Source organism: Clostridium sardiniense, assembly GCF_016907995.1.
Lineage (GTDB): Bacteria > Bacillota > Clostridia > Clostridiales > Clostridiaceae > Clostridium > Clostridium sardiniense.
The window spans coordinates 42,703-62,073 of sequence record NZ_JAFBDA010000022.1 but is presented as its reverse complement, the minus strand read 5'-3'; the positions used below and the strand labels follow the sequence as shown (position 1 = coordinate 62,073).

At 27.6% G+C, this 19,371-nt stretch carries 16 protein-coding genes; 8 read left to right on the top strand and 8 right to left on the bottom strand.

Translation table 11 applies throughout. The annotated features are described in order from the left end of the window. The first annotated feature begins 239 nt into the window (after positions 1 to 239). Positions 240 to 1,067: a hypothetical protein gene (locus JOC62_RS15185; protein WP_204596135.1), complete on the top strand. Its 828-nt coding sequence runs from the start codon at positions 240 to 242 to the stop codon at positions 1,065 to 1,067. 406 nt (positions 1,068 to 1,473) lie between these two features. Here the strand turns inward: JOC62_RS15185 and JOC62_RS15180 are convergent, their stop codons facing one another. From JOC62_RS15180 to JOC62_RS15165, 4 genes are all read right to left on the bottom strand, one after another. Beyond that, positions 1,474 to 2,349, bottom strand: coding sequence for a LysR family transcriptional regulator (locus JOC62_RS15180; RefSeq protein WP_204596134.1), 876 nt, complete (start codon positions 2,347 to 2,349; stop codon positions 1,474 to 1,476). Positions 2,350 to 2,552: 203 nt separating this feature from the next. Further along, entirely contained in the window at positions 2,553 to 4,181 is a 1,629-nt protein-coding gene (locus JOC62_RS15175) for an NAD-dependent malic enzyme (RefSeq protein ID WP_204596133.1), read from the bottom strand. A gap of 19 nt (positions 4,182 to 4,200) precedes the next feature. Beyond that, positions 4,201 to 5,634: an anion permease gene (locus JOC62_RS15170; protein ID WP_204596132.1), complete on the bottom strand. Its 1,434-nt coding sequence runs from the start codon at positions 5,632 to 5,634 to the stop codon at positions 4,201 to 4,203. Between the two features lie 327 nt (positions 5,635 to 5,961). After that, entirely contained in the window at positions 5,962 to 6,231 is a 270-nt protein-coding gene (locus JOC62_RS15165; RefSeq protein ID WP_204596131.1) for a hypothetical protein, read from the bottom strand. A 261-nt stretch (positions 6,232 to 6,492) separates the two neighbouring features. Between JOC62_RS15165 and JOC62_RS15160 the strand changes: the two genes are divergently transcribed. The 3 genes from JOC62_RS15160 (at position 6,493) to JOC62_RS15150 (ending at position 11,793) form a co-directional block, all read left to right on the top strand. Beyond that, on the top strand, positions 6,493 to 7,794 hold the full coding sequence (locus JOC62_RS15160) for a 2-hydroxyacyl-CoA dehydratase subunit D (protein WP_204596129.1): 1,302 nt from the start codon (positions 6,493 to 6,495) through the stop codon (positions 7,792 to 7,794). Then, positions 7,769 to 9,433 carry an acyl-CoA dehydratase activase gene (locus JOC62_RS15155; RefSeq protein ID WP_204596127.1) on the top strand — a complete coding sequence of 555 codons (1,665 nt, stop codon included), beginning with the start codon at positions 7,769 to 7,771 and terminating at the stop codon, positions 9,431 to 9,433. The genes JOC62_RS15160 and JOC62_RS15155 overlap by 26 nt, the downstream gene beginning before the upstream one ends. Before the next feature lie 275 nt (positions 9,434 to 9,708). Continuing rightward, positions 9,709 to 11,793: a YgiQ family radical SAM protein gene (locus JOC62_RS15150; protein WP_204596125.1), complete on the top strand. Its 2,085-nt coding sequence runs from the start codon at positions 9,709 to 9,711 to the stop codon at positions 11,791 to 11,793. A gap of 67 nt (positions 11,794 to 11,860) precedes the next feature. Here the strand turns inward: JOC62_RS15150 and JOC62_RS15145 are convergent, their stop codons facing one another. Together JOC62_RS15145 and JOC62_RS15140 are read right to left on the bottom strand one after the other, a co-directional pair. Beyond that, on the bottom strand, positions 11,861 to 12,163 hold the full coding sequence (locus JOC62_RS15145) for a hypothetical protein (protein WP_204596124.1): 303 nt from the start codon (positions 12,161 to 12,163) through the stop codon (positions 11,861 to 11,863). A 210-nt stretch (positions 12,164 to 12,373) separates the two neighbouring features. Then, positions 12,374 to 13,000, bottom strand: a complete 627-nt coding sequence (locus JOC62_RS15140; RefSeq protein ID WP_204596137.1) for a hypothetical protein — start codon at positions 12,998 to 13,000, stop codon at positions 12,374 to 12,376. Between the two features lie 195 nt (positions 13,001 to 13,195). Here JOC62_RS15140 and JOC62_RS15135 point away from each other — a divergent pair, with 195 nt between their 5' ends. Then, positions 13,196 to 13,642: a hypothetical protein gene (locus tag JOC62_RS15135; protein WP_204596123.1), complete on the top strand. Its 447-nt coding sequence runs from the start codon at positions 13,196 to 13,198 to the stop codon at positions 13,640 to 13,642. Positions 13,643 to 13,753: 111 nt separating this feature from the next. On the opposite strand, the gene JOC62_RS15130 is transcribed toward JOC62_RS15135, so the two are convergent. Continuing rightward, a complete protein-coding gene (locus JOC62_RS15130; RefSeq protein ID WP_204596122.1) occupies positions 13,754 to 14,224 on the bottom strand; it encodes a hypothetical protein in 471 nt (156 codons plus the stop codon). Positions 14,225 to 14,467: 243 nt separating this feature from the next. On the opposite strand from JOC62_RS15130, the gene JOC62_RS15125 reads away from it, so the two are divergent. From JOC62_RS15125 to bioA, 3 genes are read left to right on the top strand one after another with little or no spacing between them, the layout of a single operon-like run. After that, a complete protein-coding gene (locus JOC62_RS15125) occupies positions 14,468 to 15,031 on the top strand; it encodes a biotin transporter BioY (protein ID WP_204596121.1) in 564 nt (187 codons plus the stop codon). Between the two features lie 15 nt (positions 15,032 to 15,046). Beyond that, entirely contained in the window at positions 15,047 to 16,012 is a 966-nt protein-coding gene (gene bioB, locus JOC62_RS15120; protein WP_204596120.1) for a biotin synthase BioB, read from the top strand. 17 nt (positions 16,013 to 16,029) lie between these two features. Then, positions 16,030 to 17,406, top strand: a complete 1,377-nt coding sequence (gene bioA / locus JOC62_RS15115; RefSeq protein ID WP_204596119.1) for an adenosylmethionine--8-amino-7-oxononanoate transaminase — start codon at positions 16,030 to 16,032, stop codon at positions 17,404 to 17,406. A 167-nt stretch (positions 17,407 to 17,573) separates the two neighbouring features. Here the strand turns inward: bioA and JOC62_RS15110 are convergent, their stop codons facing one another. Beyond that, complete coding sequence (locus tag JOC62_RS15110) at positions 17,574 to 19,328, bottom strand: glycoside hydrolase family 36 protein (RefSeq protein WP_204596118.1); 1,755 nt, start codon at positions 19,326 to 19,328, stop codon at positions 17,574 to 17,576. Positions 19,329 to 19,371: the final 43 nt, after the last annotated feature.

Genomic DNA, 19,371 nt, shown 5'->3' with positions numbered 1-19,371 from the left:
AAAAAAAAAAAAAAAAAAAATATAAAAAAAAAAAAAAAAAAAAAAAAAAAAAATTATAAAAAAAAAAAAAAAAAATAAAAAAAATATTAGAGGAGGGATCTAATATTAAAGTGGAATAAAAAATATGGGTAGCTATAGTAATATTTTAATAGATTAGAAAGATTCGATAATTTAAAAGTACTATTTTATGAGGTATAATTATAGAAATTAATGTTGTATAAATTCAGGAGGAAATTAATATGATCATTGAAATACTTAAGCTAAGTATAGTATTTACTATAGGAATAACTATAATTTTAATAGCTTTTGGACTTATAATAGGACAAGTAGAAAAGAAAAGTAATGAATTAATATATGGTACTTTTGGTAGGTATGGAATAATTTTTACAGGAATAATTGGAACTACTGTACATGAATTTAGCCATTATATAATGTGTAAGTTATTTTTTCACAAAGTAACAGAAGTTAAATGGTTTTCTATAAAATTAGATGGAAGTGGAGAATTAGGACATGTAAGGCATACTTTTAACCCAAAGAATATATATCAAAGAATAGGTAATTTCTTTATAGGGGTGGCTCCAATATTTGTAGGAACTTTGATGATAATAATAATTTTAAGACTACTACTTCCGAGTACATACTTACAAATAGTAAAAAGTATCAATATAAATGAAATTTCATTATATATAAGTAGCTTAAATTTCATAGAGTTTTTTAAAGAGTTATCACATGAGTTATTTACGATACTTAATTATTTATTCTCTATAGAAAATTTAGTATCTTTTAAATTTTGGATTTTTATAATTATATCTTTATCAATTAGCAATCATATGTCACTTAGCAGGGCTGATGTTAAGAATTCTTTAGATGGGATAGGATTCATATTTTTATTAAGTATATTAATTAGTGCTATTTGTATTTTGTTTGGAATAAGTTTCAATAATGTGTTGGTAGAGGTAATTACTTTTAATAGTTTACTTATAGCATTTTTATCAGTAGGATTACTATTTTCAATAGTAGCTTTGATACTTTCAAAACTTATATGTTTTAAAAGTTATTTATCATAAAAATAAAGAGCAGCTTTAATACTGCTCTTTAATATTGAATTTTAATACTTTGTTAGAAGAGAAGAATAAATTTTTATTCTTTTCTGATTATCATTACAGAGTACATCTTTACAGAATTTGGGAAATGTAAAGTGCTTAAAGAAAATCCTGCTAAATCAGATTAAATAAAAATAATTAAAAGTTATTAAAAACAAATTTATTTCTATGATAAGGTTGACTATTAGAAGACTGATAGATTAATTTGTTTATAAATAAAAATGATGATTATAAAGTTATCATATTGTAATTAGCTTATATGATAAACTTTATAAAAATAATTATTTTATATTAGTGTGTGAGTTTTTTGAGTTTATACTACATAATATAAAAAAAAGTAGAGATTTGTTACTACTTTTCATAATATAATTTATTTACTTTTATTGATTATAAGCTCTCTTATGGAATTCTCTTTAGAAGTCATATAATGGTCTCTTTTAGTTGCAAGAGATATATAAAAATCTATTGGATTAAAAAGGGGAATAGCTTTAATTTCAAGTCTTTTACTAACTGCCATATTTATAAGCACTCCAATTCCAAGTCCTGATGCTATAAGAGATTTTGCTGTTTGTATCTCATTAGTATAATATATTTTTTTAGGTGCTATATCATTTTTTATGCATAAATCCTCAAATACCTTATTATGTATATAAGAATTTCCAAGAACTATAAACTGTTCATTCTCAAGATCTTTAAAATTAATTTTTTTGCTTTTAGAGAGAGTGTGTTTTTCACTTACACATAGCATAAATTCATCCTTTTTTAATATAACTGAATCTAGAGATTCATCTGTAATTGGAGAAAGAGAACCAATCAATGATATATCAACTTTTCCAGTAAGCAAAAGTTCCTTCATAGCTAGGGAGCCAGTTTCTACAAACTCGATACATTCTGCAAAACCTTCTTTTAATAGATCCTTTATATAAATAGGAAAGAAATAAGCACCTATTATAGGTGGAATTCCAAGCTTTAATTTATTACTATTTATTTTTGATATTTCAAGTTTTGCTTCATTCATTTGATAAAGTATATTTTTAGCACGTTTTTCAAATACAATTCCAGCTTCAGTTAAAGAAAGTGCTTTTTTTGAGTGATCTCTTATTATAAGCTTTGTATTTAATTCTTTTTCAAGTCTATGAAGAGACATTGTAATTGATGGTTGGGAAACATATAGCGCTTCCGCAGTTTTAGTGAAACTTTTTGTATTACATAAAGAATGAAAGTATTCTAGATCTCTAAGATTCATATGTACAACTCCTTTTGTATTAGAATACACTAAGAATTTTATGAATGAATGAACAAAAAGTAAAAATATACTTATAGAAAAAGGCAAAAGGTCATAATAAAAGAGTAAAATCTTTTATTATGACCTTAGAGCGTCTGCAAAGTCGATACTCTTTTGGTTTAAAGTAAAATAAGTTGGGATGATCTCGTCAATGTACTTTGTAATTAATAATTTGCATCCCAAATTTCTTTCTTAACAGCTTCTGTAGCATCTAGTATTTCTTTTCTATTTAAACCTTCTTTAACAGTTTCTGAAACAACAGATATAGCAACTAATTTAGAAGCTTCTTTAAGTTTTGAAACTGGTGGTAATATTGGAGCGCCAGGTTCACTAAGATCTTGAAGAGATACTATTCCGTGTGCTGCTGCAGATAGCATATCATCTGTAACAGTTTTAGCTTTTGCAACAATTATTCCAAGACCAAGTCCAGGGTATAATAAAGCATTATTTGCTTGACCTATAGTGTATGTTACTCCCTTATATTCAACAGGGTCTGAAGGGCTACCTGTAACCACTAATGCTCTACCATCTGTCCATTTTATTATATCTGATGCCTTAGCTTCACAAAGTCTTGTTGGATTTGAAATTGGCATAATAGCTGGTCTTTCATTTATTTCCGCCATAGCACGAACAACTTCTTCTGTAAATGATCCAGGAACTCCTGATGTTCCAATTAAAACTGTTGGCTTTACAGTTCTAATTATTTCTGCAAGGTCAGTTAAAGGTTCTTTTATTTCACCAATTTTTCTTGCATACTTTTCTTGACCATCTGTAAGTCCATCCATATCTTTTGTAAGAAGACCTTGTCTATCAACTAGGTAGAAATCATTTTCAGCTTCTTTCTCTGTTAAACCACTTCTTATTTTTTCAAATAGTATTTGGTCAGACACTCCAACACCAGCAGTACCACCACCAAAGACTAATATTTTGTGATCTTTTACAGGTATATTAGTTACTTTTGCCACTGCATTTAAAGCAGAGACCATCATAACACCTGTTCCTTGGATATCATCATTAAAGGTACAAATCTTTTCTCTATACTTTTCAAGTATTCTTCTAGCATTATCGCGGCCAAAATCTTCCCAGTGAATAAGAGTATCAGGGAATAATTTTAATGAAGTAGAGACAAACTTATCTATAAAATCATCGTATTTATCCCCTCTGATTCTACGATGTTTATTTCCTAAATAGAAAGGATCATTTAAAAGTTTTTCATTATTAGTACCAGCATCAATAACAACTGGAAGTACATTCTTTGGATTAACTCCAGCAGCTACTGTATATACAGCAAGTTTACCAATTGAAATGTCAACTCCTTGAACACCCCAATCTCCAATACCAAGGACACCTTCACCATCTGTAACAACTATTAATTTTATCTCTTCAAGATCCTTTAAAGCTGATTTTAGTGAAGATTCAATATTATCAGGATCATTAACAGATAAAAATACAGCATCTTTTGGAGTATCAAAAGTTCTAGAGTAATTTATTACTGCATCACCTATAGTTGGTGTATAAATTATAGGAAGAAATTCTGTAACATGCTTTCCTATAGTGTAGTAAAATAATGTACGATTTGTATTGTATAGATTCATAAGAAATAAATGTTTATCTAGATTATCTTTTATAGACTTAGTCATTTCATAAACTAATACTTCTTGTTCTTCTATTGTTCTAACAGCACTAGGAAGTAATCCTTTTATATTGTATTTTTCTCTTTCTTCCTCTGTAAAAGCTGTTCCTTTATTTAAGAAAGGATTTCTTAAAATATCTTGTTCTTTTAAAATATTCATAATTAACACTCCTTTAAATTTAATATAATCCAATTACTTTCCACCATAATGAGCCAATTCCAAGCCATATGATGAAATATATTATTCCAAGAATAAAGTTTAGGCTCCACCATTTGTTTTGTGGAACATAACCAGTACTGTAAAGTAGAGGGGCAGGGCCATTGCTATAATGAGTTGTTGAAGCAAATAGATTTCCAAAGAAAGCTAATGCTAAAGCTGCAAGCATTGGAGGTACACCTTCAGCAAGTGCAATACCAAGAAAAGCTGAATACATAGCACTTACATGGGCAGTAGCACTTGCAAAAATATAATGACTATAGAAATATACTAAAAGTAAAACAATTAATATTATAGGCCAAGAAAAACCTGTTAAATCTGTTTTTACTATATCTCTAAGGTAAGAAATCAATCCAAGCTTATTTAATTGATCTGCCATCATTACAAGTACAGAAAACCAAATTAGTACGTCCCAAGCGCCTTTTTCAGATTTTACATCATCCCAATTTAATATTTTAAATATTAGAAGTAATGATAATCCTATAAATGCTGTGAGGGTTGGATTAATATTAATTAAACTTCCTACTATCCATAAAATAAGAACTGTAATAAATATTAATGCCATTAGTATCTCATCTTTTTTCATTTTACCCATATTTTTAAGAGCATCTTCTGCAACCTTTGGAGCATCTGGAGTTGCCTTAATTTCTGGTGGGTAAAGTTTATATATAACAAGGGGTATAACTATCAATGATATAATACCTGGAACAAGTGCAGCCAAAAACCAAGAAGACCAAGTTATATCAATTCCAAAACTTTCTGCAAGTGATTTAGCAAGTGGATTTGCAGCCATAGCTGTCATAAACATGGCAGAAGTAATTATATTCCCATGAAATTCAGAAAACATAAGAAAGGATCCAATCTTTCTTGCAGTTCCATCCTTAGGATTAGAATTAAATGTTTTTGCAAGGGATTCAATGATAGGGGTTATAATTCCTCCAGCTCTTGCTGTATTACTAGGTGTTGCTGGTGCCAATATTAAATCACAAAATATTATAGAATAGCAAAGGCCTATTGTTTTTTTGCCAAAATGTTTTACAAATTTATAAGCTATTCTAGATCCAAGACCAGTTTTTATAAAACCTCTTGATATAAAAAATGCCATAACTATAAGCCATATACTACTTTGACTAAAACCACTAAGAGCAGTATTTAACTTAACTGTATTAGTAAGAACTGTTACTGTTAGACCTATTATTGCAACTGATCCTATAGGGAATGGCTTTAGTATGCAACCAGCTATAGTAGCAATAAAAATAGCTAGCATATGCCAAGCTGTTATAGAAATTTCTGTAGGTGGTGGTATGAGCCATATTATTAAACCGATTACAATTGTTATTAAAAATTTTATATAAGTATTAGATAGCAACTGTGATGAATTTTTAGTATTATCCATATTTTAATCTCCTTTCAGATATTTTCTATTTTTATTATAAAACTATAGTTTAAATAACAGAAATATTGTTTATTTATTTACTTATAAATAATATTTATAAGTAAGAGTTGCATTAATTAAAACAGGATTTAAGTCAATATAGAAGTACGTTTACTATAAAAGAAATTAAAAATAATAATTTAGGAAAATATTAATCTAGAAATATGAGGAAATATATTTTATTTATGAGCTTACAGTTAATAGATATTATATAAAAGGTGATAATTAAGAATAAAGAAAGATAGCAATATTTTAGTTGCTATCTTTCTTTTCTTAGTACTAAACATATTAAGCTTGGTGCACATCAAATCTAAGAAGCTGGGACGTAGGAAATTCCCTAATTCGTATTTCTTCTAGAAGATCCTCAAGCTCTTCTAAGCTAATATTTAAATATAAAGCCTTTTTAAAGCCTAATTCATGGATTTCTATAAAATGTTCTTTTTTTATTATAAGAATTTTTCTATCTTTCTTAAATGATTGCACTTTAATAAAATCATTTATATTTAATACAGGTAATTTTCTAAATGTCCTAAATATAAGATCTTCTGAATTAATCATTTTTTATATCCTTTACAAATATTTATACTCTTTGAAATACTATACAACTTTATGGTTCTTATTTGAAATACATAAATTTTATAGTAATTATTACATTTAGTTATATAAGACATTTTAATATCTAAGTATATTTCTAAAATAATTGCTATCTTTATCAATTTGTTAAATTATTGTACACAAAATGGTAAAAAGAAATAGATGTATTTAATATATAATAGATAATGTTTTATAAAAATAAAAAATATACATTAAGGAGAAATTATGGACTTTATAAAAATTTATAGTGATATTTTAAAAAAGAATATTGATAATCCAGATAAGGTAAGAAGGATGCTTAAAGCAGGATATAATTTAGAATACATAAATTTAAACTTGTTCGGTGATAAAAATCTTCCAAAATCACTTAGGTATTTAGCTAAGCTTTGTATGAAGTTTACTTTAGAACCATTACGTGATCCGGAAAATACAGCTTTTGTAAATGTATTTACTCCAACAGAGTTTTTGCATGCCTTTGATATGCATCCACAGCTTATAGAGGCGTATTCATCTTATATATCAGGAACAAGATGTGAAGATATGTTTATTGATAAAGCTGAGAGCGTTGGGGTATCTGATAGTCTATGCTCTTATCATAAAACATTTTTAGGGGCAGCTATGAGTAATGTAATCCAAAAACCTAAATTTGCAATTACAACTTCAACTGCTTGTGATGGAAATGTTAATACATTTAGATGCCTTGCGGATATTTATAAGATAGATAAGTTTGTAATAGATGTTCCTTATGAATACTCAAGAGATGCAGAAAATTATGTAGAGGAACAATTAAAAGAAATGGTGACTTTCATTGAAGATAATACTCATAAAAAATTAGATGAAAACAAATTAAAGGAGATTATCTTAAATGAAAATCAATCTATTGATTATTACAAAAGATATTTAGAAAGCTTAAAAAATAAGTATTTCCCAAATACATTAACATCAGAAATGTTTAAGGTATTTACAACTCATCCAGGAATGGGAAGGGCAGATACACTTAAGTTTTATAAACTTTTAGCAGAAGATATAGAAAAATATCCAGATGCAAAGGCAAAAAAGAGATTGTTATGGGTTCATTTATTACCATTTTATAGTGAGTCAATAAAGAGTTTCTTAGATACAAATGAAGATTATCAATTGCTTATATCAGATATGAATGCTGACTATCTACATAAATTAGATGTTGATAATCCATATGGATCGATTGCTAAAAAGATAATCTTAAATTCATTTAATGGGTCATATAGCAGAAGAGCTAATAATATATTAGAGCTCTCTAAAGAACTTAATGCAGATGGAGTTATTAACTTTTGTCATTTTGGATGTAAACAGTCAAGTGGTGGTTCATTAATATTAAAGGATTTACTTGAAAAAAATAATATTCCAATGCTTAGTATAGATGGTGATGCAGTAGATAGAAGAAATAGTCAGGAAGGACAAAATAAAACAAGATTAGAAGCCTTCTTTGAAATGATTGAGAGAAATGAGGAGGAAACAAAAAATGATAGCTTGTATGTGCAAATATAGTCCTTTTGCAGTTTTTGATGGATTTTCAGAAGAAGGAATAATTATAGATAGTGAAATAGATCAATTTAATGAATCAGATACTCTTCTTCATCCTAATATGTGCTCTTATAGTAAGGCACTTTTAGATACAATAGCAGAAAAGAAAATTGATAAAGTATTTTTAGTTAATTGTTGTGATTCAATAAGAAGACTTAAAGATACATTAGAAAATATACCATCAATAAAATTTGTTTATATGATGGACCTTCCAAGAAAAAATAATTGCTGTGCTAAAAATATGTTAAAAAATGAAATACTAAAATTTATAGATGCATATGAAAAATTTAGTGGTGAAAAGTTTGATGTTAGTAAATTCAATAAGGGGCTTTATAAATATTTAGATTCAAATAAAAGCCCAAACCAGCCATATATTGCGGTTATTGGTGCTAAAGCATCTAAAGATTTTCTACATAAAGTAAAAGATTCTTTAGATTATCCTTTAGTAAATCATACTTGCTCTAGAGAGCATTATTTAACAGAAGTAAAAAACTTTAATGAAAAAGAGGAAGCTATAGCATGGTATGCTGATGAAATACTAGGATATACTCCTTGTATGAGAATGGAGGATACTACAAATAGGAGAGCATTGACAGAAGATCCAAATCTTAAAGGGATAATATATCATACAGTTAAGTTTTGTGATCACTATTCATTTGAATATATAAATCTTCAAAGAGGAGAAATTCCAGTATTAAAGATTGAAACTGATCTTACAAATCAAAGTAATGGACAAATTAAAACACGTATAGAAGCATTTAATGAGCAGTTAAGTGGAGGAAATATTAAAATGAAAAAAATAATAGATAAAGATAAAATATATGTTATGGGCATAGATAGTGGATCAACTTCTACTAATGTAATTATTTTAGATAAGAATAAGAAAATTTTAAGTAGTATAATAGTAAAAACTGGAGCAAAGAGTATGGACTCTGCAAATAGAGCATTAGAGTGTGCTCTTAAAGAGTCAGGACTTAGCAAAGATGATATGACACTTATAGTTGGAACAGGTTATGGAAGATATAATATACCTTTTGTAGATGAGAATGTAACAGAAATAACATGTCATGGAAGAGGAGCACATTTTTTTAATCCTGAAGTTAGAACTATAATTGATATTGGAGGACAAGATAGTAAGGCTATAGGACTTGATGAAAATGGAAATGTAAAGAGCTTTGTTATGAATGATAAATGTGCAGCTGGAACAGGAAGATTTTTAGAGATGATAGCAAAGACATTAGAAATAGATTTACAAAAGATGTCAGAAGAAGGATTATCATATAAAGAGGATTTAACAATAACTAGTGTCTGTTCAGTATTTGCAGAATCAGAAGTTGTATCTTTAATTGCAGATAATAAAGAAAGAAAAGATATTATTCATGGAGTTAATAAGTCAATTGCTACAAAAACAGTTGGTTTAGTTGAAAGAGTTGGAAGACATGAAAAATATATGATGACAGGGGGAGTTGCTAAAAACAAAGGAGTAATTAAAGCTATAGAAGAAAAATTAAATAGCAAATTATTTATAGCAGATGAACCTCAAATATGTGGAGCTCTTGGTGCAGCACTTATAGGGCTTGATAAAATTTTAGAACAAATATAATTAAAATAGAAAAATAGCTTCAGAGAGTTATAAAATCTCTGAAGCTATTTTTTATTATAAGAAAAGCTAACCTTAATTTATAATTATAGAAGTTTGTTTAAATTTACTATCTATAAGTATTAATTACTACAATATCCAACAAAAATAATAAAAAAATTAAAAAATTTTATTTTTTTATTAAATTAAAGTATTATAATAGAGAAATATGATTTATAATAGTAAGCTGGACTTAAATATGAATAATTATGTTAATAATATAGATAGAAGGTGATAATATGACAGATAATAGATTTTTACCAATAAGTAAAAAAGATATGGAAGACAGAGGTTGGGAACAATGTGACTTTATAATAGTTACAGGGGATGCCTATATAGACCATCATAGTTTTGGTACTGCAATTATTTCTAGAGTATTAGAAAATGCAGGATATAAAGTAGGAATAATAGCTCAACCAGATTGGCATAGTACAGATGATTTTAAAAAGCTTGGTAGACCAAGACTTGGATTCTTAGTAAATGGCGGTAACATGGATCCTATGGTTAACCATTATTCTGTTAGCAAGAGAAGAAGAGATAAGGATTTATATACTCCAGGTGGAAAGATGGGAGCTAGACCAGATAGAGCCACTATTGTTTACTGTAATAAAATTAGAGAAGCGTACAAGCATGTAAATCTTATGATTGGTGGTCTTGAAGCAAGTCTTAGAAGACTAGCTCACTATGATTATTGGAGTGATACTGTAAAAAACTCAATACTTATAGATAGTGGAGCAGATTTACTTATGTATGGTATGAGTGAAAAGCAAGTAGTCGAAATTGCAAATTGTTTAAATGATGGATTTGAGGCTAAATATGTAAGACACGTAAATGGTACTTGTTATGCAGTTGAATCATTAGATGAAGTTTATACTGATTATGTTGAGCTTCCATCTTGTGAGGAAGTGTCATCAAATAAAAGAAAATATGCAGAAGCATTCAAAAAGCAATATGAAGAGCAAGATCCTATAAGAGGAAAACAACTTATTCAAAAGCATGGTAATAGATATGTTGTTGTAAATAAACCAGAAATGCCACTTTCAAGAGAAGAACTTGATGAGGTTTATGCACTTCCATATGCTAAGAGCTATCATCCTATATACGAAAAGGATGGCGGAATTGCAGCTATTGAAGAAGTTAAGTTCTCAATAGTAAGTTCAAGAGGATGTTTTGGTAACTGTAATTTCTGTGCTATAACATTCCACCAAGGTAGAGCAGTTCAAAGTAGAAGTGAAGAATCAATACTTGAAGAAGCAGTTGAAATAACAAATATGAAGGACTTTAAAGGATATATTCATGATGTTGGTGGTCCTACTGCAAACTTTAGAAAACCAGCATGTAACCATCAACTTACTATAGGTGCATGTAAAAATAAACAATGTTTAACTCCAGGTGTATGTAAGAACATGGATGTAGATCATACTGAATATTTACATTTACTTAGAAAGATAAGAAAACTTCCTAAGGTTAAAAAGGCATTCGTTCGTTCAGGGCTTAGATATGATTATATAATGGCTGACAAGAATGATACATTCTTTAGAGAGTTAGTAGAACATCATGTAAGTGGTCAGCTTAAAGTGGCTCCAGAACATGTAGCACCACAAGCTTTAAAATATATGGGTAAGCCATCAGGAAAGACTTATGATAAATTTAGAGAAAAATTCTTTAAGATAAATAGACAACTTGGAAAAGAACAATATTTAATTCCATACTTAATGTCAAGTCATCCAGGATGTGGATTAAAAGAAGCGATAGAGCTTGCTGAATATTTAAGAGATACTAAGTATCAACCAGAACAAGTTCAAGATTTCTATCCAACTCCAGGAACAATGTCAACTACAATGTTCTATACAGGACTTGATCCATTAACAATGGAAGAGGTTTATATTCCAAAGACAAGAGAAGAAAAGGCTATGCAAAGAGCACTTCTTCAATTTAAAAATCCTAAAAATTATAATTTAGTTTATGATGCATTAGTAAAAGCAGGAAGAGAAGATTTAATTGGTAATGGACCTAAGTGTTTAATTCAATCAAAGGAAACTAGATATCTTGCAAGCACTAGAGGATTTGGTCATGGAAAATCTTCAGGCTATAAAGGAAAGAAGAAAAATAATTCTAATAGCAAAGATAATGATACTAGAAGAAGTGGCAAGTCAAACAGTAATTCTCAAAATAAAGGAAGAGGAAAAGCTGGAAATAGAGAAAAATTTGCAGATAATGATCCAAGAGGAAAGAGAGATCAAAGACCAAAGGATGACTCACCAAGATATAAAGGCAAAAAGAGTAGAGGACCTGCAAGACTTAGAGTGAAAAAAAAGAGATAAAAATAAGGAAAAGCATACTTAGATTGACTTCTAAGTATGCTTTTTATAATTATATTGTATAATCATACTAACTTGAAAATGCATCAACAGTTTTATGTTCATATGGGCATGTTTTTTTAGAGTGTTTAATTATTCTTTTCTTTGAAAGATAAGAACAAATTGAATCGATGTATTTAGATGGATCAGATGAGTCTATACTATCATTTATCAGTAAAGTAGCTTTTAAGTGGCTATAAGACACTGAATTTAGCATTGCATCAATTTCATGAGATGTAAAATACTTACCAGGATTTGATGATAAGAATAAGTTAACATCATTAGCTAGTGAATATAGTACTTTATTTTGATTATCATTTACTTTTGGATTCATTTAAATCACTCCTTAATATAAAAATTTCTTTAATCTATCTTATTTAATTAGTAATCTTTACAAAAAAGTTGCCTATGTAAATGTTTACTATAATATAAGTATAGCAAATACTCAAGAAAAATCAATGAGAAATATAGAAAGATTTACTTAAAATTTATATAATAATATATGAAAAAAGATGCATTAACTATGCATCTTTTTTTTAATATGTTATATTTCTACTTTTTCTAAATTACTTCTTCTGTTATCTAGAGGATTAAGGTTTATATGGTGAATAGTTTCACTATCACTTGGTTTCATAATGATTCTATCTAAATGAATTCTTCCATCTGGTGTGTTAGCTATAACACATATATCATTATTATTTCTATAGTAAACCCAGCTATAATTATCGTTTACTACAGTATGTAAGTCTGATGATGATATTAATGCTTTTGCTTGTTCTTTTCCATATTTATCCTTTAGGCTTATAGCAAATGTATCAGCATCTATTTTTTCATATTCATTTTTTGTATTTCTTTGAACTATCTCTAAGTTACATCTTCTGTTATCTAGAGTATCTCCATTTATGTGTCTAATTGGAGTAGTGCTAGAAACATCTAGTATTATACTTTGTAAGCTTTGCTTTAAAGGTTTGTTCTTCTTATTTTTCTTAGTATTACTTATGTTTAATACTAGATAATTATTAAAGTCTTTATTCCATTCAGCAAACCAAGTTCCAATAGATTTAACACTATCAAGGTCTGAGCTATCTATTTTAGCAATAAGTTCATCACCATTTTTCTTTAATATTGTTATAAAAGTAACGCCTTCTTCTGTCTTAAAATTGTTCTCTATATTTTTGTAATTATTATTAATTTTAAACACCTCTTCTTATATTGACTAGTATCATTAAGTATATCAGAATCAGGATTAAAAAGATATACAATAAAATTATATACTTATAGATAATATTTTTACAATTACTATATTAAATTGATATAATATATATAAAAAGAGATTGTAATGTAGACTTAGATAGGGGGGACAATAATGGATATCATAGATTTTAATAAGGTATATAGAGATAAGATAGAGAAGAAGGCATATGAGAGCTTAAGTGTTGTAAAACTTGATGATGATAGTTACTTAATAAATGATAATAGTTCATTTTCAGATGATATAGAGTATGATTTTATAAAGGATAGTAGATTTAACGAAGAACTTGCAGATCAAATAAAAGAAATGAAATGCAAAGAAGGAGATTGTCTAAGCGTTACTATAAAGTACTACAATGAAGATGATAAAAATGTATTAGAAATTGTAAATTTATCAAGTGAAGAAGTTATAGAACTTAATGTGGATATGACTTTAGATTATGATACAAGAGGAAAAATAGTGAATTTTATAGCTTATAATTTAGATAAGGACGATTTAGCAGTTTCATTTTATCTTCATTATAACTTTGAGCTTTTGCGTGACTTAGTTGAATTAATATAAAAGGTTATATTATAAAAACTATTTTAATAGTTGGAAATTATACATATATAATGATTTTAATAATGAAATATTAAAAAGATAATTAATTCAAATTAATTATCTTTTTTAAGTTTAAATATTATTAAAATCAATAGTATTACAGTCTATATTAGGATATAAGTTTTTATCCACAGGTAATATTTTAAATATACTATCATCTTTTTTAAATATACTATTTGAAGTAATATTATTTACATACATCCTTGGAAGATTTATAAATTCTACAAGTTTGTTATCTTTTATAAATCCAAGCATAACAATATTTTCATCATGACTTATATTAAAATTTTTATTATAAGTAGTAACCTTTTCATCTTTTAAAATATCTTTTGGATTTGAATAAGGATTAAAAACAAATAAATTATCCCAATCAAATTTCGTAATTTCAGATAAGTCTAAATAAGTAGATGAGTCTATAGATTTAATAATTTGATTTTTTAAATCTATGTTTTCTTTTGTTATATTAGATTTCACAAAGAAGATATAGAATAGTGAAATTACGGTTATAGTTAGTAATGATATAAATAGCTTCTTTTTTAACATATAATCCTCCACAAATAAATATAAATTACTTAGTTTATATCAAGATTATACCATAATTAAAATTAAATGTAATAATAAGAAGTAAGTATTAATAGGAGATAGATAGGAAATAGATAGGAAATAGATAGGAAATAGTACAATTACATTGTCACCTAATTAAGAAAAATATGGTTGACAATATAAAAAACAAAAGGTATCATTTAAATATACTTTGATGATCAAAATATATTTGGAGGGATTTTTATGAATTTAAAGACAAGAGATTTAACGCTTATTGCGATGTTTGCAGCACTTACAGCTATAGGAGCATTTATTAGAATACCACTTCCTATAGTTCCATTTACACTTCAATATTTCTTTTGTGCATTAGGTGCGATATTTCTTGGAAGTAAAAAAGGAGCACTTGCACAAATCTTATATGTAGGAATTGGACTTATAGGTATTCCGGTATTTACAAAGGGTGGAGGACCACAATACATACTTCAACCAACTTTTGGATATTTAGTTGGATTTATATTAGGAGCATTTATAATTGGAAAGATAACTGAAAATATGAAAGAGTTAAATATAAAGAGGATTTTTATAGCATGCATATTAGGATTATCTGTAGTTTATTTATGTGGAGTACTTCATATGTTTATAATTTATAATTTTTATTTAGGACAATCTATGGGTGTATGGACAGCTATTAGTGTTGGAGCAATATCATGCTTACCTAGTGATTTATTATTAAGTTTCATAATTTCATTAGTTGGATCAAAAGTTGTGCCTACTATTAGAAGACTAGGCTATGCAGATGCAAGATAAGGAGAAATAGATAATATGAACTTTGCAAATGAAATAAAATTAAAAGTTTTAAATGGATATAAGATAAGTAAAGATGATGCTTTAAAGTTATACTCAGAGGCACCAGAAGAACTTTATAAAGCTGCTAACTGTATAAGAGAAAAACTATGTGGTAATAAAGTTGATCTTTGTTCTATTATCAATGGTAAAAGTGGAAAGTGCACAGAAAACTGTAAATACTGCGCTCAATCAATTCACTTTAATACTGGAATAGAAGAGTATAAACTATTACCCTATGAAGAAATAAAAAAGAGTGCTAAGGAGAATGAAGAAGGTCATATAGACAGATTCTCTATAGTAACCTCTGGAAAAGGATTAAAGGGAAAAGAGTTTGATGATATTTTAGGTTACTATAAAAAATTAAATGAAGAATGTAATATAAAGTTGTGTGCTTCTCATGGAATACTAGATAGAGATTCATTATTAAAGTTAAAAGAAGCTGGAGTTTTAAGATATCATCACAATATAGAAACATCAAGAAATTACTATAAACAGATATGTACTACACATACTTTTGATGACAGAATTAATACAATAAATTTTGCTAAGGAGATAGGCTTAGAAGTTTGTTCAGGTGGAATTATAGGACTTGGAGAGAGAATAGAAGATAGAATAGATATGGCAATAGAACTTAGAGAGTTAAATATAGTATCTATTCCAATTAATGCTTTAATGCAAATAAAAGGAACTCCTCTAGAAGATAATGTTCCATTAAAGGAAGAGGAGATATTAAAGACTATAGCATTATTTAGATTTATAAATCCTACAGCTAATATAAGACTTGCAGCAGGAAGAAATCTTTTAGAAAATTATGGAGAGAAAGCATTTAAAGCTGGAGCTAATGCAACTATATCAGGAAATTTACTTACTACATGTGGCAGTAATATTAAAAAAGATAGAGATATGATAAGGGATTTAGGATTAGAAGTAAAAGAAATGTAAGATCAGAGGTAAAAACAATGAATTTAGTTGAAAAAGATTTAAAATATATATGGCATCCATGTTCTCAAATGAAAGACTACGAAACACTAAAACCTATAGTAATAGAAAAAGGTGAAGGTGTATACCTTTATGATATAGATGGTAATAAATATCTAGATGCAATAAGCTCATGGTGGTGTAATTTATTTGGTCATTCTAATAAAAGAATAAATAAAGCAATAAATGATCAAGTAAATAAAATAGAGCATGTTATATTTGCGAATTTTTCAAACATACCAGCAATAGAACTATCAGAGAGATTAGTGAAAATAGCTCCAGATAGACTAGAAAAATTATTTTTCGTAGATAATGGATCAGCAGCAGTTGAAACAGCCTTAAAAATGAGCTTTCATTATCATCAACAGCTAGGAAAAGTTAAAAAGAAAAGATTTGTAGCGATAACTGATGCATATCATGGAGAAACTTTAGGAGCATTATCAATGAGTGATTTAGACATATACAGTAAGGTATACAAGCCTCTTATGCTTGACACTATAAGAGTTAATGGTCCAGATTGCTATAGATGCTCATTTAATAAAGATAGAGACACTTGCAATGGTGAATGTTTTATTAATATGCAGAAAGAAATAGAATATAAACATGAAGAAATATCAGCAATTATAGTAGAGCCAATGCTTCAAGGTGCAGCTGGTATGAAAATATATTCTCCTATTTATTTAAAGAAGTTAAGAGAATTATGTGATAAATACGATATAAATTTAATAGCCGATGAAATAGCTGTAGGATTTGGTAGAACAGGAAAAATGTTTGCCTGTGAACACGCAGGTATAAGTCCAGATATAATGTGTATATCTAAAGGTTTAACTGCTGGATATTTGCCTATGGCAATTGTTATGACATCAAATAAAATATATGATGTTTTTTATGGTGACTACAATGAAAATAAGGCATTTTTACATTCACATACTTATTCAGGAAATGCGCTAGGTTGTGCAGTAGCATTAGAGGTATTAAAGATTTTTGAAGAAGAACCTATCTTAGAAACCGTAAATAAAAAAGGAAAATTTTTAAATGAACTATTAAGAAAAGAGCTAGGGGTTCATCATTTAGTTGGAGAAATTAGAAATATTGGAATGATAAATGCAATTGAATTAGTAAAAGATAAAGAAACAAAAGAACTTTTTAGTAGCGATCTGAGAATTGGTTATGAGATTTTTAAGATTGCACTTGAAAAAGGTGTAATATTAAGGCCTTTAGGGAATGTAATATATTTCAATCCACCTTATGTCATAAGTGAAAAAGAAATGATTGAAATGGTAAAGGCTTGTAAAGAAAGTGTGAACATATGGGAAAAGTCTCAAAATGATGATTCCTTATCATATAAGAGAAAATAGTAGATTAGCTTTAATGAAGTAATATAGGATTAAAGAATAAAAAGAAGGTAAAAATATTTAATTCCTCAAAAAATTATTATTTCTGAGGAATTAAATTTACATAATTTATTAAAATATATTCTATAATAGAACTGAAATCTTAATTTATACTTACATTTAAAAGTAGATTATTTAAATTCGGCAACAGAAGAAGGTGGAAGTGAGAAATTATTGTAACCTATCTTTATATCTACTAAATCATTAAATAAAATATCTCCAGTACAATTATAAATAGTTAAATTCTTTTTAATAGGTGTATCTTTATTCATTATGTGCAAGCAATTTGAGGAAGTACCATTTACAAACACCATGTTTTTATAAATTGTATCAATATCTATAATTTCACTGCTATGATAAGAACATACAAATGTATCTTTAAATATTCCTTTAATTACGTTAAATCTGCAATTGGGATTTAAAGGAATAAAATCACCATTAATAAATGCATCACGATATTCATTCCATAAATTTAGATAGAATTTTAACATCTTATAATGTTTTTTAGGAATCTTATCAATAAGCATTGAAATTTGAGGAACACTAAAAAGTACATTTATTAATTGAAGTGAAGCACTTTCAACTGTATCTTTATAATTCCACATTATCATGTCTGAATGAACAGCTGAATTTCCTGATATTAATCGTATATCAGTAATTCTAATACGGTTTTCTAAATCATCTAGTGGACAATCAACAGCTCTAAATATATTTCCATAAGTCCTCATCATTGGTCCATTATATGTTTGCCTAAATTCTAGCATTATATTTGGTTTTATGTTTTTTAGCCTACTTATACAGTCTTTTAGAAGTCTATCAGAGGCTTCAGTTATTGATGAATAATCTCGTCTGTTATCGTATTCTTTTCCGCTAAATGGAGTGACAACAAACTCATCAACAAAATCAAGCTTAAATCCATCTAAGTCCCAATCTATAAGTGCAGTTTCATAAATATTTATAATATAATCACGGACTTCTTTATAACGAGGATCTAAAACATACCAATCACGATTATTTTTAGGATCTATAATCATATCATTAAATCTTTCGAAGGCTTTCGAGTATTTTCCAATGAATGGAACACTATACCATACAAGTATATTCATACCTTCTTTGTGTACATTATCAGTAAAAGTTCTCATTTCCTTAATTTTAGAAGAAGATTGCCAATCTCCACAATAAGCATATCCACGATTATTATTATTTGTTTGCCAGCCATCATCAATAATAATTGATTTTAATCCAAGGTCTTTTGATAATTTACATTGATTTATTAATTCTTGTTCATCAAGAATTTGATGAAAACTATACCATGATGAATACATTGCTTCCTTTGCAAGAGGAGGAACATATGCAGGAGTATTATTTTCTAAGCTTTCCCACCAAAGTGATACATCAGACAATGAGCTAAAGTAAGGAATTTTTCTTCTATCAATTCGTATATCTAATGAATAATTCTTTATCTTTGTATCACAATTTTCAAATAGCTTAATAGAATATTCAAATTCAGCTGTTTCTTCAGAAATAACAGATTGAAATTTAATTGTATTTAGAGTATCTGACAAAGCGACCGTAAATCTATTTTCGTTACTATTAGACATTAAACATTCAACAGGGGCACCTGTAAATGCATTACAGGTATTTAAGTTATTAAACCAATCTAGATTTAATGACTTATTTAAATGTATTTTTGGATTCCATTTATAATGTATATCTATTGCTGGTATAAATAGTTTAATAGTAAGTTCTGGAAAAATGATTTCTTTATCATTATTAATATTTATAGTGATATATTCGATACCACTATCATCAATTCTATAGGTTTTATTTATATTTACTTTTGATTCATCGTAAGAAATATCAAACTTAAGTCCATTTATATTCATAGTAGCCTCCTTAAAATTTTTATATTAAAAGTATCTTAATAAA